The following is a 23196-nucleotide window of genomic DNA, read 5'->3' as shown; positions in this document are numbered from 1 at the left end:
GTAGGCCAGCGACAGATACGCGCCGCCAAGGCCCACCAAAAAGCCGCCCACGAGCACGCCGACCCAGCGCAGACCCACCGGATTGAGTCCCGCGGCCGCTGCGGCCTTGGGGTACTCGCCCGTGGCGGTCAGCGCCATGCCCGTGCGCGTTCTGTGCCAGAAGAACCAGAACAGCAGCGGCGCACAGTAGGACAGGTAGACCATGGCATCCTGTTTAAAGAAAATATCGCCCAGCATGGGGATGGTCGACAGCACGGGCACGTCAAAGGCGTAGAAGCCCGGTGCATTCTGGCCGATAAAGGGCGTGCCGAGGTAGTTGGCAAGGCCGGTGCCAAGGATGGTCAGCGCAAGGCCCGACACCGTCTGGTTGCCAAGGAACTCAAGGCAGACCAGTGCGTGGATGCCGCCCAGCGCCGCAGCCGCCGCGCCGCCGGCCATAAGGCCCAGCCACGGCGAGCCGGTGAACTTGGCGGTCAGGAATGCGGCCAGCGCGCCCACCATCATCATGCCCTCAACGCCAAGGTTCAGGACGCCGGAGCGCTCGGTGAACATTTCGCCAAGGGTGGCAAAGAGCACCGGCGTACCGGACTGCACAGCCGCAGCCAGCAGGGGGATGATCATTTCAGGACCCATCAGGACACCTCCCGGGAGCGGACAGTGATGGCGTAGGCCAAGAAGAACTGCCCCGCGATGACCGTAACCAGAATAAGGCCTTCCATGATGTGCCCGAAGGCGGCGGGGACCTGAAGCTCCAGCATCAGGTTCTCGGTGCCAACGCGCAGGGCGGCCAGAAAGATGGAGGCAAGGCCAATGGCCCACGGCTTCAGCCGGGCCAGCCACGCCACAACAATGGCGGTGTAGCCGTAGCCCACCATGATGGAGGGTTGCAGGCGGCCCACAACGGCGGAGGTCTCCAGCAGGCCAGCCCAGCCCGCCAGAGCGCCGCACACGCCCATCACCATCACCACCAAAAAGCCGTAGGGCATGCGGGCATAGCGCGCGGTGCCAAGGCTCTCGCCGCTGGCCTTCAGCTCAAAGCCAAGGCGCGACCGGGTGAGGAATATGGTCATCAGAATGCCCGCAATAATGCAGATAATGACGCCCCAGTGCAGTCTGGTCCCCGGCATGGCGGCAACGATGGCCGCGCTGGGGAACTCGTCCGTCATGGGGAAGCCAAAGCTGGCGGCGGCCTTCCACGGGCCGTACACGAGATACTGCAAAATCAGGATGCCGATGTAGTTGAGCATCAAGGTGGTGATGATCTCGTTGACCTGCAGGCGCAGCTTGAGCAGGGCGGGGATGATGCCCCACACCGCGCCGGCAACGGCGGAGGACAGGAACATCAGCGGCATAAGCTGCCATCCGGGCAGTCCCGGAAAGGTGAGGGCGGCCCACGCCGCGCCCACCGCACCAAGGGCAAATTGGCCCTCGGCGCCGATGTTCCACACCTGCATGCGGAAGGTGATGGCAACGCCAAGGGAGCACAGGAAGATGGGCACGGTCTTGAGGATGGTGTCCTCAATGGCGTAGCCCGCACCAAAGGCCCCCTGCCACAGCATAATCATGCCCGTGATCGGCGGCTTGCCCTGTGCGGCCAACAGCAGGCAACTGATCCCAAGGGAGATCACAATGGCTGCCGGGTAAATGAAAAAGGAGCCCCACCGGGGAGGCTCCTGTCTTTTTACGACATGTAGTCCGAACATTTCCGTATTCTTTTTGGCTATTCGGTGGTGCCGATGACACCCTTCACGAACCAGGTCATGCCGAGGAGCTCATCGTCGGTGGCAACCTTGCCGGCCGGGATGCGCTCTGCACCTTTCTGGTCAGTGATGGGACCGGTAAAGACCTTAAACGCACCGTCGTGGATGTCCTTTTCGCGGGCGTCCACTTTGTCGCGCACGGACTGGGGAACCATCTTGCCGTAGGGGGCAAGACCGATGGTGCCTTTGTCCATGCCCATCCAGTAGCTGCCGCTCTTCCACTCGCCCTTGCGGACCTTGTCCACAACTTCGGTGTAGAAGTTGGTCCAGTTCCACACGGCGGCGGTCAGGTGAGCGTTCGGGGCAAACTGGGACATGTCCGTGTTGTAGCCGATGGAGTACACACCACGTTCCTGTGCGGCCTCCTGCGGAGCCGGGGAGTCCTGATGCTGGGCGATGACGTCACAGCCAACGTCCAGCAGGCTCTTGGCGGCTTCCTTTTCGGTTGCGGGGTCGTACCAGGTCTTGGACCAGACCACGCGGACTTCGGCGTCCGGGTTCACGGCCTGTGCGCCAAGGGCGAAGGCGTTGATGCCGCGGATGACTTCAGGGATGGGGAAGGCGCCAACGTAGCCAAGGGTGTTGGACTTGGTCATGGAACCGGCGACCATGCCAGCAAGGTAGCGGGCCTGGTACATGCGGCCGAAGTAGGCGCTCATGTTCTTGTTGGTCTTGTAGCCGGAGCAGTGCATGAACTCCACGTTGGGGAAGCGCTTGGCAACCTTAAGTACGGAATCCATGTAGCCGAAGCTGGTGGCGAAGATGAGGTCGTAGCCCTTGCGCGCCATGTTGAGCACAACGCGTTCGGCGTCCGGGCCTTCAGCAACGGACTCAACGTAGGACGTGGTCACGCCCGGCAGTTCTTCCACGGCCTGACGGCCAAGGTCGTGAGCGTAGGAATAGCCCGCGTCACCAATGGGAGAGACGTAGACAAAGCCCACCTTCATGTCTTTGGCGTGGGCCGTGGCGCTCATGGCCGGTACGGCAACCATGGCGGCCAGCAATACGAGATACCAGAACTTGCGCATCCTTCCTCCTCCGCAGAGTTCGCTATGATTGAAAACGTAGCCCGGCCCGGCGATTCAGGCAAGGCGTCACACGCGTATTCTCGGGTCTTCGGCTGGAATGAAAAAACGCTCTAGTCGTCGCTGTTGACGATGTTGATGAGCGGTTCGGTAAACTGTGTGGAAGCGTCCCACGGGAACAGGACCCAGGTGTCCTGGCTGACTTCGGTGATGAAGGTGTCCACGCAGGGGCGGCCCTTGGGCTTGGCGTACACCGTGGCAAAGTGGGCCTTGGGCAGCATTTCGCGGATAACCTGCGCGGTGCCGCCGGTGTCGACGAGGTCGTCAACGATGAGCCAACCGTCGCCGTCGCCGTCTACGCCCTTGAGGATATTGGCTTTGCCTTGCTGCTTCCAGTCGTAGGACGAAATGCACACGGTGTCGATGTGATGGATGTCGAGCTCTCTGGCAATAATGGCAGCCGGAACAAGGCCGCCGCGAGTGACTGCGATAATGCCCTTGAACGGGCCGTTCTCGATCAGCCTCCAGGCCAGCGCTTTACCGTCGCGGTGCAGCTGCTCCCAGGAGACCGGGTACATCTTTTTATACCTGTCACTTTTCTTCATCGGATCCTTCCTGAATCGCGATTTGTAAAAAACCGCACTTTTATAAATTTTTCCGTGGAACGCAACCTTTTCATGAATGCTTTGGCGCGGGGGCGAATGTGGCCCATGTACTGCTTTGCGCGCTGTTACGCCATGCGGAGCGGGGCGTGAAACCATGTGCGCTGCACTGTGCATAGTGGTGCGTCACAGACCTCAGGCGTCCCGCGTTGCCTTTTATGGTGCTTGTGGAGCGTCACGGTAACGAATGAGAAAAAGGGTCTGTAAGTGAGGTGGCATGAGAAATCAAGCTTTTTGTGTTTTTCACATTAATGTAGATTTCTGCGTGAGCTGACGGCTATACGTGTGTATTGTCCTTATGGAAAATGTTTCGTACAAGGTCGCAGGTTCGCACGCTGCGCCGTGTGGGCCGGTCCGGCTGGGTCGCCATGGCGACCGGGGTGCGGGCCGCAGGACGACACCACCGAGATGCAGGAGACACATGTCCGGGAAGAACGAGTCACGAGCCGCGGGAATTTTACAGCGCGAGCGTGAAGGCTTTGGCACCCTACAGCCACGGCCGCAGGAGCACACGCGCATTCTGGATGCCTACTTTGCCATGCGCCTTGAGGAACTCCTCTCCGGCGCGGAGGCCGCCGACGATGGCGCGCCCTTTGCGCTGGCGGCGGTTGGCGGGTATGGCCGCGGCGACGTGTGCCTGCGTTCCAACGTCGGCGTGGTGCTCTTGTATGAAAAGACCGCGCCGCCCGAGGCCTTCGACCTTGCCCAGCCGCTGTTCTATCCGCTGTGGGACATGGGGTACGAGCTGGACCACGCCTTCCGCAGCATCAAGGAAATCCTCAGCGAGTCGCGCAAGGACTTTCAAACCTTCACCGCGCTGCTGGATGCCCGCTACATTGGCGGCTCGCGCGCGGTGTTTGACTCCTTTGCCGAGCAATTCTCCCGCAAGGTCGTCGCCAAGAAGAAAAAGGCTTTCCTCTCCTTCCTGAATAAGAATAACGCCGCGCGCCTGCGGAAGTTTGGCGACGCGTCGGCCCTGCTGGAACCGGACGTCAAGGAGGGCCTTGGCGGCCTGCGCGATTACCATCAGGTGCTGTGGCTGGGGAAGGTCTTCTACGGCGCGGACGGTGTGGAGGCGCTTCGCGCCGATGGCCGCCTTGCACAGGCGGAGGTGGACGTTCTGCTCCGCCACGCGAGCTTTTTGCACGATGTCCGCAACGCACTGCACGCCCGCTGCGGCGCCCGGCAGGACCGCCTGACGCGTGAATTGCAGCCGCAGGTGGCCGAGGAACTGGGCGTGTTGCCCACGGACAGCGCCACCGCGGTGGAGCGCTTTTTGGGCCGTCTGCACCGCGAGATGGCGGCGCTCAAGTCCCTGCGGGCATCCTTTACGGCCTCGCTGCCTGACGAGATGGGGCGCAAGCGGCGGGTGGTACGCATTGCCCCCGGCTTTGTCGCCATTGGCGGGGAACTGCACTTCGACGCCACCGACGCCCGCCTTGATGCCGAGGATGTTGTGCAGGCCTTTCGCCTGTCCGCCGAGCGCGCGCTCCCTCTGTCGTGGCAGGCGCGCAACCTTGTGGCCGCCCACCTTGCGCAGGTGCGCAGCGACCTGCAGGCCTCGCCCGAGGCCGTGGGCGCGTTTGAGGACATCTTGACCTCGGGCCGCGCGGCGCAGGTGGTGGAGCAGATGCTGGAGACGGGCTTTTTGGCCGCCTTCATCCCTGAATTTTCCACGTCGCAGGACTATGTGCAGTTCGACGCGTACCACATCCATCCTGTGGGCCAGCACACGGTGCGTATGCTGGCCGCGCTGGAGCGCTCCGTGTCCTCCGCGCCGGAGCCGTTTGTGGTGCTGGGGCGGCGTTTTGCCGGGGACATCGTGCTTATGCTGGCCGCTGTGTTCCATGACATTGGCAAGGGGCAGGGCTCCGGGCACGCGGCGCGCGGCGCGGCAGTGGCGGAGCAGGTGCTGACCCGCTGGGGCATGGATGCCGACCGCATCCGGCAGGTGAGCGCCCTTGTCCGCGACCATCTTATTCTGCGGCATACGGCCACCCGCCGCGACATTGGCGATGAGTCCGAAGTGGCGGGATGCGCCGCTGTGGTGGGGACGCCGGAGCGGCTGGACATGCTGCACCTGTTTACGTGGGCGGACTCCGTGGCCACGGGGCCGGGGGCGTGGACGCGCTGGACCTCGCGCCTTGTGGGCAACCTTGCGGACCGTGTGCGGCGCATGATGGAGCAGGGCGGCCCGGACGGGGCGCAGGCTGTGCGCCGGGTGCTGCGCATCCGCGACGCCGTGCGCGCCGGTCTGGAGGAGGACAGCGGCGACGCCACCGTGGACGCCGTGCTGGACGCCATGCCCGCGCGTTACGCCATGGCTGTGGATGTGCCGGATATTTTGCATCATGTGGATATGCTCCGTCGCCTGCGGGGCAGTGTGGACGAGGACAAGTGCATCAAGCCCGGCGGCAAGGGCGGGGACGGCATCTTTATCCGCGAGTCCCGCTACCTGCCCGACGGCGAGGCGTGGGAAGTGTCCGTTGCGGCCATGTCGTCGCCGGGGCTGTTTGCCTGTGTGACGGGTGTGTTGTCGCTGCTGGAACTGAATATTCTGTCGGCGGAGTCCTACCAGTGGCGCAACGGCATGACCGTTGACGTGTTTATGGTCAATGGACTGCCCGCGGCAGAGGCCGACGAATTGTGGCGGCGGCTGGACTTTTCCCTGCGCGCGGCGCTGACCGGACGCCTTGGGCTGGAGGCCCACCTTGCCGAAAAGCGGCAGGCCGCGCAGTCCGCAAGCCCGGCGCGGCATATGACGCAGGTGTCCATCGGCAGTGATGCGTCGGACTTCCACACCGTTATCGAGGTGGTCACCACGGACCGCCTTGGCCTGCTGTACGACATCGCCTGTACCCTGCGCGACGCCCGCCTTGATGTGGTGTTTGCCAAGGTGCTGACGCAGGGCGACAAGGCCTCGGACGCCTTCTACGTGCGCGATGGCGGCAAGAAGGTGACCTCGCCCCAGCGCCTGCGCGAGGTGGAGCGCGCCCTGCACGAGCGACTGGACCAGCGCGAGGGAGCATAACAGGCTGGTCTGCTGCCGCAATCTGCGACGTGTTTTGACCCCGGACGCCCGATGCATCGTTTCACGATGGCGGGCGTCTTTTTTTGCGCCGTGCTTTGCGTAGCGGTCTGTGGGGTGTGGCGGGCAGAGTGGACTGTGGCGACGTCGCGCGATCGTCACCGGCCCACAATATGGCTGTCAGACATGGTGGATAGGGTGCCCCAAAATCTCATGGAGGTACCGTATGACTGCCAAGGACCGATTCACTATCCGTGTTTTTCTGCAGCAACTGCTTCGCGACCTCGAACGGGAGAACGTTGACGTTCGGACCGCAAGCTGCCCTGATGACAACGAGTATGCGTCCCTTCTGTCCCATGTTCACACCAACCTCTCCCTTGGCCGCATCCGCGATGCGCGCCTTCGTGAGATCCGCGCCGCCCTGCACCGCATGAGCGATCCGGAATTTGGCCTGTGCGAGGAATGCGGCGAGCCCATCGGCCTTGCGCGCATGAAGGCCTATCCCGCCGCCACCCTGTGCGTGCACTGCCAAAGCGCCACCGAGGCCCGCACGGCCCGCCGGATGCCCAGCGCCGCTTTTGTGGCCGCACCGGCCTAGCCTGCGCGTTTTCATCTTTTTCTCCTCCTCAGTAGAGAATAGCGCCCTTGCCCGCTTCGGGCCGGGGCGCTGTGTTTTTGCGCGGCCCCTTGCAGGGCGCGGGGGAACAGGGCATCCTGCGGACATCACGCAATCAACATTCATGGAGTCAACCATGTCCGCATCTTGTGCTTCTGCTCTTCCGGGATTTGGCGGTCCCCGGCGTTCGCCTGTATCTGCGCGTCATGCCATGGCTGCGGCCAGCCAGCCCGTCGCCGTTGAGGCCGGTCTTGCCACCTTGCGCGCGGGCGGGACTGCCGCTGACGCCGCTGTGGCCATGGCCGCCGTGCTCGCGGTGGTGGAGCCGTGTTCCACGGGCCTTGGCGGCGACGCCTTCGCTCTCTACTTCGACGCCTCGCGCGGTGAGGTTACGGCCCTGAACGGGTCGGGCCGTTCGCCGCGCGCCCTTGATTTTGCCTGCCTTGCAGACCGCACCGGCGGCGAGCTTCCCCCGCGCCATCCGCTGAGCGTTACCGTGCCCGGTGCGTGCGATGCGTGGTGCCGCCTTGTGGAGCGCCACGGCGTCCTCCCCCTTGGCGAAACCCTCGCCCCGGCGCGGGAGTTGGCGGCGGACGGCTTCCCCATTGGACCGGTGACGGCGAACCTCTGGGACGAAGGGGCCGACGCGCTGCGCGACGCTGGGGGCGACGCCCTCCTGCGTGGCGGCAAAGCCCCGCGCTTTGGCGAACATATGACCAATCCGGGCATGGCGCGGGTGCTGGATATCCTTATGAACGCAGGGGACGTGCAGTCCGCGCGCGAGGCGTTCTATACCGGCGAGATAGCGCAGGATATCGTCGCGGCCGTCCAGGAGCGCGGCGGCGTGCTGGATGCCGCCGACCTCGCGGCGCACCATGGCGACTGGACGCGGCCCATCAGTACGACCTACCGCGGCAAGCAGGTGGTGGAGTGCGCCCCCAATGGGCAGGGCATCACGGCGCTGATGGCGCTGAATATTTTGGCCGAGTTGTCGCCGTATACGCTGGGCGCGTCCGGTTCCACGCGCCGCACTCACGCCATGGTGGAGGCCCTGCGCCTCGCCTTTGCGGATTCACGCCGGTATGTGGCGGACCCGGACGCGGCGGAGGTGCCTGTGCGCGGCCTGCTTCGCCCGGAGTACGCCCGCGAGCGCGCCAAGCTGGTCAACCATACCTGCGCGGCGGACATCACTTACGGCACGCCGCCAGCCTCGTCGGACACGGTCTATTTCTGCGTGGTGGACGAACGCGGCAACGCCTGCTCCATGGTCAACAGCTGCTACATGACCTTTGGAACGGGCATTGTCCCGCGCGACACGGGCTTTGTGATGCAGAACAGGGGGCATAATTTCTCTCTGGACCCGCAGCATCCCAATGCCCTTGCGCCGGGCAAGCGCACCTACCACACCATTATCCCCGGTATGCTGCTGAACAAGGACGGCTCGCTGTACGGGCCGTTTGGCGTGATGGGCGGGTTTATGCAGCCGCAGGGGCATGTGCAGGTGGTGAGCGCGCTACTTGATGATGGCGTGGACCCGCAGGCCGCGCTGGACCGCGCACGGTTCTGCCTTGAGGACGGGACGGCCGGCGCGGCGCTGGCTGTGGAGGACATCACAGCGCCCGAGGTGCTGGCCGGGTTGGCCGACCTTGGGCATCCGGTGAAGATGGTGTCCGGCTACGACCGGGGGCTGTTCGGGCGCGGGCAGATTATCCTGCGCGATGCGGCCACGGGCTGGCTCACCGCAGGCAGTGACAGCCGCGCTGACGGCTGCGCCTTCGGCTATTAGGCCGGGCACGTTGGCATTGCATTTGAGGACGGGGACGCCGCGCGGCGTTCCCGTTTTTTCTGGCGGGGCTACACGTCGGGGATGGCGGTGTCCGCCACGGTCTGGGCAAAGGCCATGGAACTGGTAAACGCCGGGGAGATGGCGTTGAGAATGTGGGTGGTGTTGCCCGCAGTCTCCACCAGAAAGTCCGTGACCAACTCCCCGGTGGGGATGTGCACCAGTTGGGGGCGGATGCCCACCTTGGGGCTGGGCTGGATGTCCCGTGGCCGCAGCCCCCGCACAAGGCGGCGCGCCTCGCGGAAGAAGTGGGAGAAGGCGTACTTCTTTGTCTCCTCCACCGCCACGGTGCGGAAGGCGTCGTTGGTGCAGAAGAGGATGGCGTCGCGGTAGAGGATGCGCAGGGTTTCGGGGCCGGTGCCCGTTATGCCGGAGTAGTTTTCGCGGCCAAAGGCCGGGGCCGCTGTGGGGCCAACGTACACCGCGCCAGAGACCCCGCGGGTAAAGTGCACGCCAAGGAAGGGATTGCGCGGGTCGGGCACAGGGTAAATGCTGCCGCGTACCTGCACGTCCGCATCCGGGGCAAGGCGCTTGTATGCGCCCTTGAAGGGGATAAGCTGGTACTGCTTGCCGACGCCGAAGGCGTGGGCGAGGGTGTCCGCGTGCGCGCCAAGGGTGTTGATGAGGCGGCCAAAGCCCACAGGGCCGTCCGTGGTGGCGACGGTGCCCGGCTGCCCCGCCCCGGTGACGCGGACGCCGTACAGAATGCGGACTTTGCCGGAAGTGGTTAGCTCGTCCGTTAGGCGGTTGAGGATGGCCTTGGGGTCCACCACAGCGGTGGTGGGGGAGTGGATGGCGCGGTCCACGGTGCGGGTGTGCGGCTCAATACTGGCGAGCTCGGCTTCGTCAATAAGGCGGACCTTGGCGCCGTTGGCTGTAGCGCGCTTATGCAGGCTGTCCAGCGCGGGCAACTGCTCCGGGCTGGCGGCAACGATGACCTTGCCGTTTTCCTTGAGGGGGAGGCCGTTTTCAAGGCAATACTCGCGCATGAGCGCGCCGCCGCGTCTACATGTGGCCGCGCGGGCGGAGCCGGGGGCGTAATAGATGCCCGCATGCAGGACGCCACTGTTGCGGCCCGAGGCATGCGCGCCGGGGGCGCGTTCCTTCTCCAGAATCAAAATGTCCGTATCGCCGCGCCGGAGCAGTTCGCGCGCCAGTGTCAGACCGAGTATTCCCGCGCCGCAGATGACAGTATGGGCATGTATCATTGGGCCACGTCCTTGTTGAAGGCGAGGGGGCGGAGTCTTTATGACGTTGTACGGGGTTTGGCGTGTCTGTACAAGAGGAGGCGTAAGTGGGATTTTCTTTCCACTCCCCTTGCCATGGCTGGCGGGGAAAGGTATGAATTGGAACTTTGAGAACGCAAGAAAACTTTGCATTCACTTTCAACGCTGGAGTACCTAATGAAACTGAAACTGATGTTCGCCGCCGCGCTGATGTTGGCTCTTACCGGACTTGCCGGCTGTCAGCAGCAGTCCGCAGACAAGATTGCCATCGTCGACCCCGCTGAAGTCTTTCAGTCCTGCGAAGCCTGTGTCGCCGGTGGGGACTACCTCCGCGGCATGGGGCAGCAGTTGCAGGGGCGTCTGGCCGAAATCCAGAAGCCCGCAGACGATTCCGCCGATGACGGCGCGCTGAAGAAAGCTCAGGAAGAGTTCATGCAGATGCAGGAACACATGAGTGGCGAACAGCGCCGCATCGTCGAAAAGCTCAATGAGGAATTCAGCGCCGTGCTGGATGAATACCGCGCCGAAAACGGCATTAGCGTTGTTCTGAACAAGCAGCAGGCCCTGTCCTACGGCGACAATGCCGATATCACCAAAGCCGTTGTGGAGGCCATGAACGCCCGCAACATCGACCTCGGCATCGTCAGCGAAACCGCTGAGCCTGCCGCTACGGCCGAAGAGACGGCTGGCGACAACGCCGAATCCGCCGAGTAGCCAGAACTGGCCCAACTCGCCCTGTAAGCCCGCACGGTTCGCCGTGCGGGCTTTCTTGTGGGCTTTTCGCGGCATTGACACCTGCGGGCGCGGGTGCGAAATGAAGGGGATGGACCAACCTCGCCGCATCATTCTGCATGTGGACATGGACGCCTTCTTCGCCAGTGTGGAACAGGCTGACCACCCCAGCCTGAAGGGCAAGCCCGTTATCGTGGGCGGCTCGCACCGTGGCGTGGTGTCTGCCGCATCATACGAAGCCCGCACCTATGGCGTGCACTCCGCCATGCCCATCGCCACCGCGCGCCGCCTGTGCCCGCATGGGGCTTATCAGCCCGTGCGCATGCACCGCTACAAGGAGGTCTCCGCCGTGGTGATGGACATCCTGCGTACCGTGTCGCCCCTTGTGGAGCAGGTGTCCGTGGATGAAGCCTACATAGACGCCACAGGCACGGAGCGCCTGTTTGGCGAGCCTGCCGCCCTTGCCGCTTACCTTAAGGCCGAGGTGCACGCCGCCACGGGGCTGACCTGCTCCGTTGGCGTGGCCCCCAACAAATTTCTGGCGAAAATCGCCTCGGATATGGAGAAGCCGAACGGCGTGTTCATCCTGCACGAGGATGACGTGGCCGCCTTTTTGGAAACGCTTCCGGTGCGCAAAATTCCCGGCATTGGTCCCAAGTCGCAGGAGACGCTGCGGCGCTACGGCGTCAGTGTGGCAGGGGACATCCTCAAGCGCCCGGCCACGTTTTGGGAGCAGCGCCTTGGGAGCATGGGGCGCAAGCTCTACGCCCGCGCCCTTGGCGAGGACGACAGCCCCGTGGTCCCCGAGCACGAGCCCAAGTCCTCCAGCGCGGAGAATACGCTGGACGATGATACCTCGGACCTTGCGGTGCTGCGGCAGTGGCTGCTGGTGCAGGCCGAACGCGTGGGCGCGGACCTGCGAAAGCACGGCCTGCGTGGGCGAACCATCACCCTTAAGATCAAGTTCGACAACTTCACCAACCGCACCCGTAGCCGGACGCTGGACGACTGTATGGACTCCACGTCCCTCATCTACGAGACGGCGTGTGAACTCCTCGCGGCGGAGCGTTTGCCGCGCAAGGTGCGTCTTATTGGCGTCGGCGTGTCCAACTTCCGCCAGCCACAGCGCCAACTGAGCCTTTTTGAGATAGAATCCGCCGAGGCCGCGTCGGACCGTGCGCCGCGCCTTGACCGCGCGCTGGACGCCATACGCCAGCGCTTTGGCGGCGGGGCTGTGCTGCGCGGGGACGTGCTGGCCCTGAAGCACGACGCCGCAGCGGATACCCCCGTGGATGCTTCAGATGCTCCCGCCAATGCATCGCCAGACAATGCCGACAAGGAGATACTATGAGTAGAGCCGCACGCGGCGCTGTCCGCATGGAATCCGACACCCTTGGCGAGGTGGCCGTCCCGGCCGATGCGCTGTGGGGCGCGCAGACCCAGCGGGCCATCCAGAATTTTCCCGGCGGCGAGCCGCTGCCCCGCGCGTTGCTGCATGCGCTGTGCGCCATCAAGGGCGCGGCGGCGCAGGTGAACGCGGACCTTGGCCTCATCCCTCGCGACGTTGCGGGGTGGATTGCCACCGCCGCCGAAGAGGGCGAGCGGGGCGAGCTTGACGCGCAGTTTCCCCTTGGCGTCTGGCAAAGCGGCAGCGGCACCCAGACGAATATGAACGTCAACGAGGTGCTGGCCAACCGCGCGGCGCAACTTGCCGGGGCGGAGATGGGGCGCAAGGACCCTGTGCACCCCAACGATCATGTGAACCGGTGCCAATCCACCAACGATGTGTTCCCTGCCGCCATGCACGTGGCGGCGGTGGGGCTGTTGAGTGAACGCGTTGTACCCGTGCTGGAGGAACTGTCGCGCACACTCGCCGCCAAGGCCGCCGAGTGGGATGATGTGGTCAAGATTGGCCGCACGCACCTGATGGACGCTGTGCCCATGACCCTTGGGCAGGAGTTTTCTGGCTACGCGGCGCAGGTGCGCGCTGCGGCGGCGCGCCTTGAGGGGTGCTTGCCGGACTTGTTGGAACTGCCGCTGGGTGGAACCGCCGTAGGCACGGGGCTGAGTGCGCATCCGGAATTTGCCCGGCGGGTCATTGAGCGCCTTGCCCGGTCGCAGGAGCATCCGTTTGTCCCTGCGCGGAGCCGCTTTGCGGGCATGGCTGCCCATGACGCCATGGTGGCGTGCTCCGGGGCACTGCGGGGTGCGGCGGGCGCGCTGTACAAGGTTGCCAACGACATCCGCTGGCTGGGCAGTGGGCCGTCCTGCGGCATTGGCGAATTGCTGCTCCCTGCCAATGAGCCGGGGTCCAGCATCATGCCCGGCAAGGTGAACCCCACGCAGTGCGAGGCCCTGACCATGGCCTGCGCGCAGGTGATGGGACAGGACGGCGCCGTGGCCTTTGCCGGAACGCAGGGCAATTTTGAGCTGAACGTGTTTAAGCCGTTGATTGCGGATAACGTCCTGCGCAGTATGCAGACGCTGGCTGATGTGGCCGAAGCCTTTTGCCGCGGCACGGTGACGGGGCTGACCCCGCGCCGCGACCGCATCGCCGCCTTTGTGGAGCGCTCGCTTATGCTGGCAACGGCCCTTGCACCGAGTATTGGATATGACGCTGCGGCCCGTGTGGCGCACCATGCGTGGGAGCATGATGTAACGCTTCGGGAAGCCTGTATTGCTTTGGGGGTGATAACAGAGGAAGAGTTTGATACACTTGTGCAGCCCCAACACATGACTGGCAGGATGGAGTAGAGACACAACGAGTTTTGTTGCGTGCGCAGTATTCGCATTGCTTCAATCGCAGAAAAGCGCTATGAGGCCTGTGCGGAGGGGTGTGCGTTCCCTCCGGTGTGAAATTGCAGTGCACAGAGGAGAACTCATGGCTCATACGCCACAGAGAATACAGTACATAGACGGCATCCGCTTTAAGCGGATACTTTGCGCCGCCGCCAAGAATCTTATCGACAAGCATCGTCACCTCGACGAGATCAATGTCTTCCCCGTGCCCGACGGGGATACCGGCTCCAATATGGCCGGGACCATGCGGTCTATCATCGACGGGGTGTCCCACTCTCTCGACCAATCCATCGACAAGATGAGCAAGATTATTGCCGAGTCCGCCCTGCTGGGCGCGCGTGGCAATTCCGGCGTCATCCTTGCGCAGTTCTTTTGCGGCTTCTCCGAAGGCGTCAAGGACCTGTGCCGCATCACCCCGCGTGAGTTTGCCGACGCCGCGGTCAAGGCCGCAGAGCGCGCCAAGGAGTCCATGTCCTCGCCCAAGGACGGCACGATTTTGACCGTCATCACGGACTGGGCCAACCACCTGCGGGACAATTGCGAAAAGTATGGCGATTTTCCCGAACTGCTGAACGACTCCCTGACGAACGCCCGCAAGTCCCTGACCGGGACCACCGAGCGCCTTGCCTCCCTCAAGGCGGCAGGCGTTGTGGACGCCGGAGCGCAGGGGTTTGTGTACCTGCTGGACGGCATTGTGGAGTTTGTGGAGCGCGGGCGGCTGGACACCAGCATCGAGCGGCAGATTCTGTCCAAGGGCGGCTCCAGCAGTGGGCAGGTGCAGGAACGTGTGGCCGTGGAGGACCTGACCTTCCGCTACTGCACGGAGTGCCTCATCAGCGGAACGGACATCGACCGCAACGCCCTGCGCGGCGAGCTGGCATCCCTTGGCGACAGCCTTATTGTGGCTGGCACCTCGGAGACGGTGCGCGTGCACGTGCACACCAATGAGCCGGACGCCGTGTTCAAAATTGCCGCAACCTACGGCGAGATTTCCCGCGAAAAAGTGGACGACATGCTCCAGCAGCACCGCGACCTCGTGGCCAAGGCCAAGATGGAAGTGGGCATCGTCACCGACTCCTGCTGCGACCTGCCGCAGGAGTTCCTGAACAAATACGGCATTGGCATCGCGCCGCTGACGCTGAAGCTGGACGGGCAGGAATACCTGGACAAGGTGGACATCAGCCCCGAGGAGTTCAACGACCGCCTCAAGGTTTCCACCTCCGCCAAAACCTCCCAGCCTGCGCCTGCGGAGTTCCGCAGTATTTATGATTCCATGCTCGACCAGTACCAGAACGTGGTGGCCGTGCATGTGACCGCAGGCAGCAGCGGCACCTATCAGGGCTCGCGCGCCATCGCGTCCAATCTGGACAGCGAGCGCATTCAGGTGGTGGACGGCAACAACCTCACCGTAGGCCTTGGCCTTGTGGTGCGTGAGGCCGCCCTTGCCGCCAAGCGTGGCCTGTCCGCCGAACAGGTGGCCGACGTTGCGCGCGACGCCGCCAAGCGCGTGCGCATCTTCGTTACGCTGGATACTCTCGACTTTGCCGTGCGCGGTGGCCGTGTGTCCAAGAGTCAGGGCGCGGTTGCCAAGACCCTGAACATCAAGCCCGTGTTGACCTTCTCCCCGGAGACGGGCAAGGCCGAAGTCATCGGCAAGGGCCTTGGCGAACGCCACGCCCGCCGCAAGCTGATGCAGGAAGTGCAAAAGGTCGCCAACGGCAAGCATAACCTGCGCTTTGCCGTGGCCCACGTTGCCGCGCCGGAAACCGCCAAAAGCTATGGCGAGATGCTGTGGAGCACCTTCGGCGTTGAGCCGCTGTTCTCCATGGAGGCCTCTCCTGTGCTGGGCTGTTACTCCGGCCTTGGCGCTGCCGCCGTCGCCATCCTCGGCGACTAGACGCCAGCGCCAACTAATACAGACGACAAAGCGCCCCGGTCCTTGCGGACCGTGGCGCTTTTTTTGCGTTCTCTGGCGGGCGGGGCTTAGGCTTCCTTAAGGGCCTCGCAGATGTTTTGCGCGGCCTTTTTGCCGTCCTCAAAGTACATCAGCGCGTTATCCGCCGCAAAGAGGGGGTTGGGAATCTTGGCAAAGCCCGGAGACAGGCTGCGCTTGATGACCACCACGGTGCGGCATTCGTCCACGTTGATAATGGGCATGCCCGCGATGGGGCTGGCCGGGTCGGTTTTGGCCAGCGGGTTCACCACGTCGTTGGCGCCAAGGACGATGGCGACGTCAATTTGGCTCATCTCCGGGTTGATGGCGTCCATCTCGCGGAGTTTGTCGTAGGGGACTTCGGCCTCGGCCAGCAGTACGTTCATGTGGCCGGGCATGCGTCCGGCCACGGGGTGGATGGCAAACTCCACATCCGTGCCGCGCGCTTCGAGCAGGTTCATCAGGTCGCGCACGGCGTGCTGGGCCTGCGCCACGGCCATGCCGTAGCCGGGGACGATGGCAACGCGCTGGGCGCTGTCCAGAATCATGGCGATTTCGTCGCCGGAGGTGGCCTTGACGTTGCCCGCGTAGATGTCGTCCTGCTCGCCGCCCTGCTGGTCCACCGGGCCAAGGGCGCCGCCGAACAGCACGTTGGCCAGCGAGCGGTTCATGGCCTTGCACATGATTTTGGTCAGGATAATGCCCGATGCGCCGACAAGGGAGCCGGATATAATGAGCATATTGTTTTGCAGAACAAAGCCCGTGGCCGATGCCGCAAGGCCGGAGTACGAGTTCAGGAGCGCGATGACCACGGGCATGTCCGCGCCGCCGATGGCGACGGTGAGCAATACGCCAAGGATTGAGGCCGCGCCCACCATGGCCCAGTAGGCCATGTGGTTCTCCGGCGAAACAGCCACCACCGCGCCAAGGCCGATGGCCGTGGCAAGCAGGAGCACGTTGACCACGCGCTGGCCCGGGAAGGAGCAGGCGTTTTCCAGCAGCAGGCGCTGGAGCTTGGAAAAGGCCACAAGGCTGCCCCAGAAGGTGACGCCGCCAATAATGCCCGACAGGGCCGTGGCGATGGACATTTGCAGGCTGGGCGATGCGCCGGCGCCTGTGGCCTGTACCAGCGCCGCACCGGCCACCAGCACCGACGCGCCGCCGCCAAGGCCGTTGAACACGGCCACCAGCTGCGGCATGGCGGTCATTTCGATGCGGACGGCCAGCAGCACGCCAATGGCCGCGCCCACCACAATACCCGCAAGGATGTACTCAAAGCTGAGGATTTGCGCATCAAAGAGCGTGACCACCACCGCCAGCAGCATGGCCAGCGCGGACATGATATTGCCGCGCACGGCGGTGCGGGGGTGGGTGAGGCCCTTGATGCCAAGGATGAACAGAACCGAGGCCAGCAGGTAGATGAGGTTGATGATGGAGAGCGTCATGCGGTTACCTCTTCTTCTGGAACATTGCGAGCATTCTGTGCGTGACGAGGAACCCGCCCACCACATTGACCGTGGCAAAGACCAGCGCCGCAAAACCAAGCGCCGTCGCCAGTGTGGAGTGCTGACTGCCGGAGGCAAGCAGCGCGCCCACAATGGTAATGCCGGAGATGGCATTGGTGCCGGACATCAGCGGCGTGTGCAGCGTTGGCGGAACCTTGGTGATAACCTCAAAGCCGACGAAGACCGCCAGCACAAAGATGCTAAGCCCGATAACGAAGGTATCCATATGCGGCCTCCTTAGCTGGCTGCGGTTTTGCTGATGGCGCTGGCGTCCTCATCGGGGAACAGGCGCTCCAGTACGGTTGGGTGGATGATGCGCCCGCCGTGCGTCACAGTGGTTCCGGCGATGACCTCGTCATCAAGGTCCACCTGCACCTGCCCGTGCTTGGTCATGGCAAGCAGGAGGGTGGTGATGTTTTTGCCGTACATTTGGCTGGCGTCGCGGGCCAGCGTGGCCGGAAGGTTGGTCGGCCCAAGAATGGTGACCCCGTGGTGGCGCACTGTGGTGTCGGCCTGCGTCAGCTCGCAGTTGCCGCCGGTTTGCGCGGCAAGGTCAATAATCACGGACCCGGCCTGCATGGACTCCACCATCTCGCGCGTGACGAGCATGGGCGCAGTTTTGCCGGGGATGGCCGCCGTGGTGATGACCACGTCGTTGGCCGCCACAACGCGCGCCATAAGCTCGCGCTGTTTGCGGTAAAAATCGTCGCCAAGGGCCTTGGCGTAGCCGCCGGAATCCTCGGCGTCGTCGGCGTCCAGCTCCATTTCAACGAATTTGGCCCCAAGGCTTTGCACCTGCTCCTTTACGGCGGGGCGGACGTCGTAGGCCTCTACCACCGCGCCAAGGCGCTTGGCCTGCGCTATGGCCATGAGCCCGGCCACACCAACACCCACCACAAAGACGCGCGCCGGGGCAATGGTGCCCGCCGCCGTCATCATCATGGGGAACATTTTAGGGAGCGTATCCGCCGCCATGAGCACGGCCTTGTAGCCGGACAGCGTGGCCATGGACGACAGGGCGTCCATGCTCTGGGCGCGGGTGATGCGCGGGATAAGCTCCATGGACAGGAGCGTGGCCCCGGTTTCGGCAATGCGGCTGGTTTCATCGGCAGAGGTGAACGGTTCGCTCAAGCCGATAATGCACTGCCCCTGCCGCAGCAGGGGAATGTCCTCGGCCCCGCGTTCTGGGTTGGCACCGGGGGTGCGAACGCAAAGGATAACGTCGGCCTCGGCCATGAGGGCGGCCTTGTCCGCGACGATGCGCGCGCCTTTGGCTTCGTATTCTGTGTCGGAGAATCCGGCGGCGTCACCGGCTCCCGCTTCCACAAGCACGCCGAGGCCGGCCTTCATAAGCGGGGCAAGCCCCGCCGGAGGGACGGCCACACGCGCCTCGCCCGGATAGGTTTCCCTTGGAATAGCAACGTTCATGTGCTGCACGCTCCTTATGGACTAAAGACTCCTGGATGCAGTGCATCTGTAAAACATTTCATGAAAAATAACCACATGTTGCATGCGGTTTGTTTGGGAGGAGCAAGGCGCACAGGGGAAGGCCGCGCAAAAGGTGCGCGATATGAGGGGATTATCCGGCGGCGTTGCGGGTGAAGGCGTCGGCCCACTCCAGCGCAGCGGTGTACGCTGTTGCCGCCGCATCGGGGGCGATGCCCAGTTCGGACAGGGTGGCGTCAATGGTGTCCCACGAGGCAAGCTCATAGGCCGAGGCAAGGGTGAGCCAAATGGTATTTGGCGTGTCGCGGCCCAGCAGGGCGTCCTTGAGGTCCTGCTCAAGGGGAAGCCGCCCGATGATGTCCTGCATGGGCATTTCGAGGATGGATTCCAGCATGGAGAACAGGCCGAGCAGGAACAGGCTGTCAGGATCCGTGCCCGTCGGCCGTTCACGCGCGAGGGTTTCAAAGAACTTGGCGCGCTTGAGGGCCGTGATGAGCAGTTCCTCGGTGCGTACGTCGGGGTTGAGGTCCGTAAAGACGATAATGCGCAGCCAGCGGCGCAGTTGTTTCCAGCCAAGGAGCACCACGGCCTGCTTGATGGTGTTGATTTTGTCGGGAAAGCTGAATGCTGCGGAATTGAGGTAGGTGAGCAGGCGGTAGCTGAGAGCGGCATCGTTTTGGATGGTGTGGGCCAATTCGTCAAAGTCGCCGGAGGGGTGCTCAATGATTTGCAGCAGGCGAAAGCGCGAGGCTTCGTGCGAGGTCATCTCGCGGCGGTCGAGATTTTCGGGGATGGCGAAGAAGGGCCCTTGAAAAAGCGAGCACCCGGCTTCGCGCGTTTCGGCAAGCTGAAAGCGGTCCTGAATGTGGCGGGCGATGACGTTCGCGCCGATGGTGTCGCTTTCTCCGGCTATTTCCTCTACTTGCTCCAGCGAGAGCAGCTCGGAGTTGACCAGCACATAGTCCGCCAGCGGCGCGGAGCTGTCCTGCATGGAGGTGTAGAAGTCAATCTCCACCGCCACTTTGTAGCCGCGGCGCCGCAGCAGGGTGAAGACCATTTCCATGTCGTTGCTGTGTTTTTGGTCGGGAACAATGATGATGGTTTTGTCCGGGGGCAGGGCGGACAGGGCGTTTTGGCGGAAGTCCACGCAGATCATTTTTCCGGCTTCGCACAGGCTGGTGATGGTGGAGCGTGTGTCCGGGTCGGAGGGGCCCATGTCCACCAATGCGTCAAGTTCATGCCCCTGCGAGGTGCTAAAGAGCAACTCGTAGCCCCACACCGAATAATCGCTGGAAAAGATGGGCTGACGCGTGAAGTAGGTCGTCATCACCTCATTGGATGTGGGCGTGGGCTTGGACATGCATCCTCCACAGAGTGCGTTTTGACTATCGTTTTCAACATACAGCATATGCATATTCCGGGGCAAGGAATTCACCAAAAGGGGTGAAAGTTGTTCAATTGCAACGGAATGTGACGGTTGTAACCTGATTGTAACAAAATATGTGTAGTGGTTGTCATAAGCTGTGAGAACTCCTCGCCAAACGGCACCTTACGCTGTGTGACGCGCGTGTGTGGCAACTGGCGCGCTCCGGTGGCGGGATTCGCCGGATGGCACGCGGGGAGGGGCTTGGCGGGTGGTGATATGCCGCAGGGAAGAATCTGCGTCTGTTCTATATTGCGCTATCAATAATACATGGCGCAACAAAGACGTATGCCATCTGTGACTTGGGGGGTGGTGAAAAACAGGAAAAACGTTGTGGCAGAAGGGTCGACGCGGTATATGTAATACTAGGGAACAAACCACTTACAGGGGGAAGCGGCATGCTGCGCAAAGTGTCTATAGGGGTGCGAATAACCATCGTCATGTGTGTGATGGTGCTGTTCATTGTCGGAATTATACTGGCCTTTATGTATAATTCCTCGAAGGTGCAGCAAATTAGCACGCAGGCAGTCCAAAACATCATGTTCCGGGGGCAGAAGACCAAAATCTCCGTGGCCGCAAATTCTTTGGCCCGGTCCTTTGGCGATACGCTCCAGGGCAAGTCTCCTGACGAAGCCGCCGCATTCATGCGCAAGGCGCTCAAAAACATCCGCTTCGAAGATGATGAATCAGGTTACTTTTTCGTGTACCAAGGCACGACAAACGTCGTGCATCCCACCCGTCCTGACTTTGAGGGCACGGAGCGCGGCGACTCGCGCGACCCCACCGGCAAGTATTACCTGAAGGAAATGGCTAAGGAGGCAGACAAGGGCGGCGGCTACGTGCAGTACGTCTTTGATAAACCCGGCGCTGGCGAACAGCCGAAAATCAGTTACGCCACACCTGTCCCCGGTACCCCCTACTGGATAGGTACCGGTGTGTACATCGACAACATTCAGCGCGAAAAAGAGCGCATTTCTGCAAACATTGATGACGTGGTGTCCAAGAACACGCGCTTTATCGTCATCATCATTGTCATCGGCCTCGGTGTGGGTATTCTTCCTGCGCTGTTCCTCATCATCCGGACAATTGTTTTGCCCATCAAGGCCGCGACCGACGCCGCGGCTGGCATCGCCAATGGCGAGTACGACGTGCATCTGGACGAGCGCGGCCGCGACGAGGCGGCCCAACTGAGTGAGGCCCTCAATTCCATGGCCGCAACCCTGCGCCAGAATATTGAGGAAATTACCCGCAAGACGCAGGAAGCTGAAGACAAGGCCCACGCCGCAGAGGTCGCCATGGGCGAGGCCGAAGAGGCCCGCAAGGAGGCCACCCGGGCCAAGGCCGAGGGGCTGTTGCAGGCGGCCATGAGTCTGGAGCAGGTGGTGACGCGCATCTCCGCCGCGTCCGAGGAAATCTCCGCACAGTCCGAGGATATCCGTCAGGGCGCGGATGTGCAGAAGGAGCGCATCCAAACCACGGCCACAGCCATGGAAGAAATGAACGCCACCGTGCTGGAAGTGGCGCAGAACGCCGGTTCCGCCGCGGAGCGCGGCGCAGAGGCGCGCGAAAAGGCCCAGCACGGCGCAAAGGTGGTCAACCATTCCGTGGAGGCCATGAACACCACCTACAAGCAGGCCGAGCAGCTCAAGGAAAATATGGCCCAGCTGGACGAGCAGGCGCAGGCCATTGGCAACATCATGAGCGTGATCACGGACATTGCGGACCAGACGAACCTGCTGGCGCTCAATGCGGCCATTGAGGCGGCGCGCGCTGGCGAGGCAGGCCGCGGCTTCGCCGTTGTTGCTGACGAGGTGCGCAAGCTGGCTGAAAAGACCATGGGCGCCACCAAGGAAGTGGGCGACTCCATCGACGCCATCCAGCGGGTGGCCGAGGAGAACGTCAGCTCCATGGAGCGGGCGCTGACCGACCTTGAAAAGGCCGTGGAGTACTCCAACCAGTCCGGCACGGTGCTGACCGAAATCGTGCAGGAGACGGAATCCTCCGCCGAGCAGATTCAGGGCATCGCCGCCGCGGCGGAAGAGCAGTCCGCGGCGAGTGAGGAAATTAACCAGTCCATCGAAGAGGTCAACGTCATCACTGGCGAGACGGCTCAGCGCGTGGGTGAAACCGTTGAGGCCCTGCGCGAGCTTGCCGAGCAGGCCGAGACCTTGAATACCCTTGTGGCGCAGCTGAAGGAAGAAGGACAGCGTAGCGACGACTAGCCGTTCCCCTTGAAGCAGTAGACGAAAGCGGGCCTTCTCCGGCAGGAGAAGGCCCGCGTGTTTTTGGGGCTAGTTTTTGAAGAGTTTGAGGAACTTTTGGGCTTCGGTAAAGTCTGGCCGCAGGCTGAGGGCGCGGCGCAGGTGCTTTTCGGTGAGTTCGGCGTCCTCTGGCTCGCCGCGGGCGTAGTAGGCGCGGGCAATGTTGAAGTGCAGGTTCTCGTCGCCGTCGTTATAATCGAGGGCCTTGGCATAGTAGGCGATGGCCTCTTCGTGCAGGCCCTGCTTGCGCAGGCTGATGCCAAAGGTGTTGAACATGTGGCGCTGCTCTTCGTTAAAGGTCTCGTCCTTGCTGAGCAGGATGTCCAGCACCTGCTTGAGCTTTTGGGCATCGCCGCTTTCGCTGTACACGGTGCCAAGGCCAAGGTTGGCCTCCACGTTTTCCTCATCAATCATCGTGGCCTTGAGGAATTCGCGTTCGGCGGGGCCGAAGAGGCGCTTGTCCAGATACTGCGCGCCAAGTTCCAGCTTTTTTTGCAGCGATTTCAGCTGGGGCAGGGTGCGCTGCTCATAGAAGCCCGGCTCCGGCGTGAAGTCGCGCATAAAGTCGCCCTTGGAGACTTCATGCCGCATGCCCGAGGGGACGTTATTTTCATTGAGGGGCTGTACTTCGTAGGTGTCATCGCTCAGGCGGCGGGCGTACCAGTAGGTACTGGACGCCTTGTCGGACAGGGTCGTGCCCATGCCGGTTTTGCCGGCGGCGGCCTTGGAGTAGATGCCGAGGGTTCGTGGATACATTGCGCGGTACCTCCGCAGGTTCCAGTGAACGTCCACTGTACCACGGATGGCGCGGTGATGGCGAGGCGGCGGGGCAAAAGCGAGAAGGCATGAAAAAAGCCCTCACCATTATGGTGAGGGCTGAATTCTCTGGCTCCCCGGGACGGACTTGAACCGCCAACCTAGTGATTAACAGTCACCC

At 62.9% G+C, this 23196-nt stretch carries 18 protein-coding genes; 8 read left to right on the top strand and 10 right to left on the bottom strand.

Translation table 11 applies throughout. The annotated features are described in order from the left end of the window. The 4 genes from ACY69P_RS02400 to gpt form a co-directional block, all read right to left on the bottom strand. Nucleotides 1-633: ABC transporter permease (locus tag ACY69P_RS02400; RefSeq protein WP_462326456.1), on the bottom strand; the 633-nt coding region annotated here is incomplete at its 3' end. Further along, nucleotides 633-1703, bottom strand: a complete 1071-nt coding sequence (locus ACY69P_RS02395) for an ABC transporter permease (RefSeq protein ID WP_462326455.1) — start codon at nt 1701-1703, stop codon at nt 633-635. The genes ACY69P_RS02400 and ACY69P_RS02395, both read right to left, overlap by 1 nt. Before the next feature lie 17 nt (nt 1704-1720). Beyond that, nucleotides 1721-2788 carry a BMP family ABC transporter substrate-binding protein gene (locus tag ACY69P_RS02390; protein WP_462326454.1) on the bottom strand — a complete coding sequence of 356 codons (1068 nt, stop codon included), beginning with the start codon at nt 2786-2788 and terminating at the stop codon, nt 1721-1723. A 110-nt stretch (nt 2789-2898) separates the two neighbouring features. Beyond that, a complete protein-coding gene (gene gpt, locus ACY69P_RS02385) occupies nt 2899-3390 on the bottom strand; it encodes a xanthine phosphoribosyltransferase (protein WP_459901290.1) in 492 nt (163 codons plus the stop codon). Between the two features lie 478 nt (nt 3391-3868). Between gpt and glnD the strand changes: the two genes are divergently transcribed. The 3 genes from glnD to ACY69P_RS02370 all read left to right on the top strand — a co-directional run bounded on the left by glnD (nt 3869) and on the right by ACY69P_RS02370 (nt 8877). Beyond that, nucleotides 3869-6478, top strand: a complete 2610-nt coding sequence (glnD, locus tag ACY69P_RS02380; protein ID WP_462326453.1) for a [protein-PII] uridylyltransferase — start codon at nt 3869-3871, stop codon at nt 6476-6478. Between the two features lie 223 nt (nt 6479-6701). Continuing rightward, nucleotides 6702-7073, top strand: a complete 372-nt coding sequence (locus tag ACY69P_RS02375) for a TraR/DksA family transcriptional regulator (RefSeq protein ID WP_459901293.1) — start codon at nt 6702-6704, stop codon at nt 7071-7073. Between the two features lie 229 nt (nt 7074-7302). Continuing rightward, complete coding sequence (locus ACY69P_RS02370) at nt 7303-8877, top strand: gamma-glutamyltransferase family protein (protein ID WP_462326452.1); 1575 nt, start codon at nt 7303-7305, stop codon at nt 8875-8877. A gap of 68 nt (nt 8878-8945) precedes the next feature. Here ACY69P_RS02370 and lhgO read toward each other — a convergent pair whose 3' ends face one another. Next, nucleotides 8946-10142: an L-2-hydroxyglutarate oxidase gene (gene lhgO / locus ACY69P_RS02365; protein ID WP_462326451.1), complete on the bottom strand. Its 1197-nt coding sequence runs from the start codon at nt 10140-10142 to the stop codon at nt 8946-8948. A gap of 195 nt (nt 10143-10337) precedes the next feature. Here lhgO and ACY69P_RS02360 point away from each other — a divergent pair, with 195 nt between their 5' ends. The 4 genes from ACY69P_RS02360 to ACY69P_RS02345 all read left to right on the top strand — a co-directional run bounded on the left by ACY69P_RS02360 (nt 10338) and on the right by ACY69P_RS02345 (nt 15588). Then, a complete protein-coding gene (locus tag ACY69P_RS02360) occupies nt 10338-10874 on the top strand; it encodes an OmpH/Skp family outer membrane protein (RefSeq protein WP_459901298.1) in 537 nt (178 codons plus the stop codon). Nucleotides 10875-10983: 109 nt separating this feature from the next. After that, nucleotides 10984-12243 carry a DNA polymerase IV gene (locus ACY69P_RS02355; protein ID WP_462326450.1) on the top strand — a complete coding sequence of 420 codons (1260 nt, stop codon included), beginning with the start codon at nt 10984-10986 and terminating at the stop codon, nt 12241-12243. Further along, nucleotides 12240-13646 (top strand): class II fumarate hydratase, encoded by a 1407-nt coding sequence (locus ACY69P_RS02350; protein ID WP_462326449.1) that lies wholly within the window; start codon nt 12240-12242, stop codon nt 13644-13646. The genes ACY69P_RS02355 and ACY69P_RS02350 overlap by 4 nt, the downstream gene beginning before the upstream one ends. A 127-nt stretch (nt 13647-13773) precedes the next feature. Further along, nucleotides 13774-15588 carry a DegV family protein gene (locus ACY69P_RS02345; protein ID WP_462326448.1) on the top strand — a complete coding sequence of 605 codons (1815 nt, stop codon included), beginning with the start codon at nt 13774-13776 and terminating at the stop codon, nt 15586-15588. Between the two features lie 86 nt (nt 15589-15674). Here the strand turns inward: ACY69P_RS02345 and ACY69P_RS02340 are convergent, their stop codons facing one another. The 4 genes from ACY69P_RS02340 to ACY69P_RS02325 form a co-directional block, all read right to left on the bottom strand. Next, entirely contained in the window at nt 15675-17069 is a 1395-nt protein-coding gene (locus ACY69P_RS02340) for an NAD(P)(+) transhydrogenase (Re/Si-specific) subunit beta (protein WP_462326447.1), read from the bottom strand. Between the two features lie 4 nt (nt 17070-17073). Continuing rightward, nucleotides 17074-17355 carry an NAD(P) transhydrogenase subunit alpha part 2 gene (locus tag ACY69P_RS02335; RefSeq protein ID WP_404843249.1) on the bottom strand — a complete coding sequence of 94 codons (282 nt, stop codon included), beginning with the start codon at nt 17353-17355 and terminating at the stop codon, nt 17074-17076. An 11-nt stretch (nt 17356-17366) separates the two neighbouring features. Next, the gene (locus ACY69P_RS02330) at nt 17367-18557 is read right to left on the bottom strand and encodes a Re/Si-specific NAD(P)(+) transhydrogenase subunit alpha (RefSeq protein ID WP_462326446.1); all 1191 of its coding nucleotides are present in this window, start codon (nt 18555-18557) and stop codon (nt 17367-17369) included. A 151-nt stretch (nt 18558-18708) separates the two neighbouring features. Continuing rightward, on the bottom strand, nt 18709-19935 hold the full coding sequence (locus tag ACY69P_RS02325) for an EAL and HDOD domain-containing protein (protein ID WP_462326445.1): 1227 nt from the start codon (nt 19933-19935) through the stop codon (nt 18709-18711). Between the two features lie 461 nt (nt 19936-20396). Between ACY69P_RS02325 and ACY69P_RS02320 the strand changes: the two genes are divergently transcribed. Further along, on the top strand, nt 20397-22220 hold the full coding sequence (locus ACY69P_RS02320; RefSeq protein WP_462326444.1) for a methyl-accepting chemotaxis protein: 1824 nt from the start codon (nt 20397-20399) through the stop codon (nt 22218-22220). A gap of 69 nt (nt 22221-22289) precedes the next feature. Here ACY69P_RS02320 and ACY69P_RS02315 read toward each other — a convergent pair whose 3' ends face one another. Then, on the bottom strand, nt 22290-23015 hold the full coding sequence (locus ACY69P_RS02315) for a tetratricopeptide repeat protein (RefSeq protein ID WP_462326443.1): 726 nt from the start codon (nt 23013-23015) through the stop codon (nt 22290-22292). Nucleotides 23016-23196 lie beyond the last annotated feature (181 nt).

Source organism: Desulfobaculum sp., assembly GCF_054921475.1.
This window is presented reverse-complemented; position numbering and strand designations above follow the sequence as displayed.

What these genes read in the sequence shown, in the direction of transcription:
- ACY69P_RS02395 (WP_462326455.1), bottom strand. Translation starts at nt 1,703, where the DNA reads ATGTTCGGACTACATGTCGTAAAAAGACAGGAGCCTCCCCGGTGGGGC.
- ACY69P_RS02375 (WP_459901293.1), top strand. Translation starts at nt 6,702, where the DNA reads ATGACTGCCAAGGACCGATTCACTATCCGTGTTTTTCTGCAGCAACTG.
- ACY69P_RS02315 (WP_462326443.1), bottom strand. Translation starts at nt 23,015, where the DNA reads ATGTATCCACGAACCCTCGGCATCTACTCCAAGGCCGCCGCCGGCAAA.
- ACY69P_RS02355 (WP_462326450.1), top strand. Translation starts at nt 10,984, where the DNA reads ATGGACCAACCTCGCCGCATCATTCTGCATGTGGACATGGACGCCTTC.
- ACY69P_RS02335 (WP_404843249.1), bottom strand. Translation starts at nt 17,355, where the DNA reads ATGGATACCTTCGTTATCGGGCTTAGCATCTTTGTGCTGGCGGTCTTC.
- ACY69P_RS02330 (WP_462326446.1), bottom strand. Translation starts at nt 18,557, where the DNA reads ATGAACGTTGCTATTCCAAGGGAAACCTATCCGGGCGAGGCGCGTGTG.
- ACY69P_RS02370 (WP_462326452.1), top strand. Translation starts at nt 7,303, where the DNA reads ATGGCTGCGGCCAGCCAGCCCGTCGCCGTTGAGGCCGGTCTTGCCACC.
- ACY69P_RS02325 (WP_462326445.1), bottom strand. Translation starts at nt 19,935, where the DNA reads ATGTCCAAGCCCACGCCCACATCCAATGAGGTGATGACGACCTACTTC.
- ACY69P_RS02350 (WP_462326449.1), top strand. Translation starts at nt 12,240, where the DNA reads ATGAGTAGAGCCGCACGCGGCGCTGTCCGCATGGAATCCGACACCCTT.
- ACY69P_RS02340 (WP_462326447.1), bottom strand. Translation starts at nt 17,069, where the DNA reads ATGACGCTCTCCATCATCAACCTCATCTACCTGCTGGCCTCGGTTCTG.
- gpt (WP_459901290.1), bottom strand. Translation starts at nt 3,390, where the DNA reads ATGAAGAAAAGTGACAGGTATAAAAAGATGTACCCGGTCTCCTGGGAG.
- lhgO (WP_462326451.1), bottom strand. Translation starts at nt 10,142, where the DNA reads ATGATACATGCCCATACTGTCATCTGCGGCGCGGGAATACTCGGTCTG.
- ACY69P_RS02360 (WP_459901298.1), top strand. Translation starts at nt 10,338, where the DNA reads ATGAAACTGAAACTGATGTTCGCCGCCGCGCTGATGTTGGCTCTTACC.
- ACY69P_RS02320 (WP_462326444.1), top strand. Translation starts at nt 20,397, where the DNA reads ATGCTGCGCAAAGTGTCTATAGGGGTGCGAATAACCATCGTCATGTGT.
- ACY69P_RS02345 (WP_462326448.1), top strand. Translation starts at nt 13,774, where the DNA reads ATGGCTCATACGCCACAGAGAATACAGTACATAGACGGCATCCGCTTT.
- glnD (WP_462326453.1), top strand. Translation starts at nt 3,869, where the DNA reads ATGTCCGGGAAGAACGAGTCACGAGCCGCGGGAATTTTACAGCGCGAG.
- ACY69P_RS02390 (WP_462326454.1), bottom strand. Translation starts at nt 2,788, where the DNA reads ATGCGCAAGTTCTGGTATCTCGTATTGCTGGCCGCCATGGTTGCCGTA.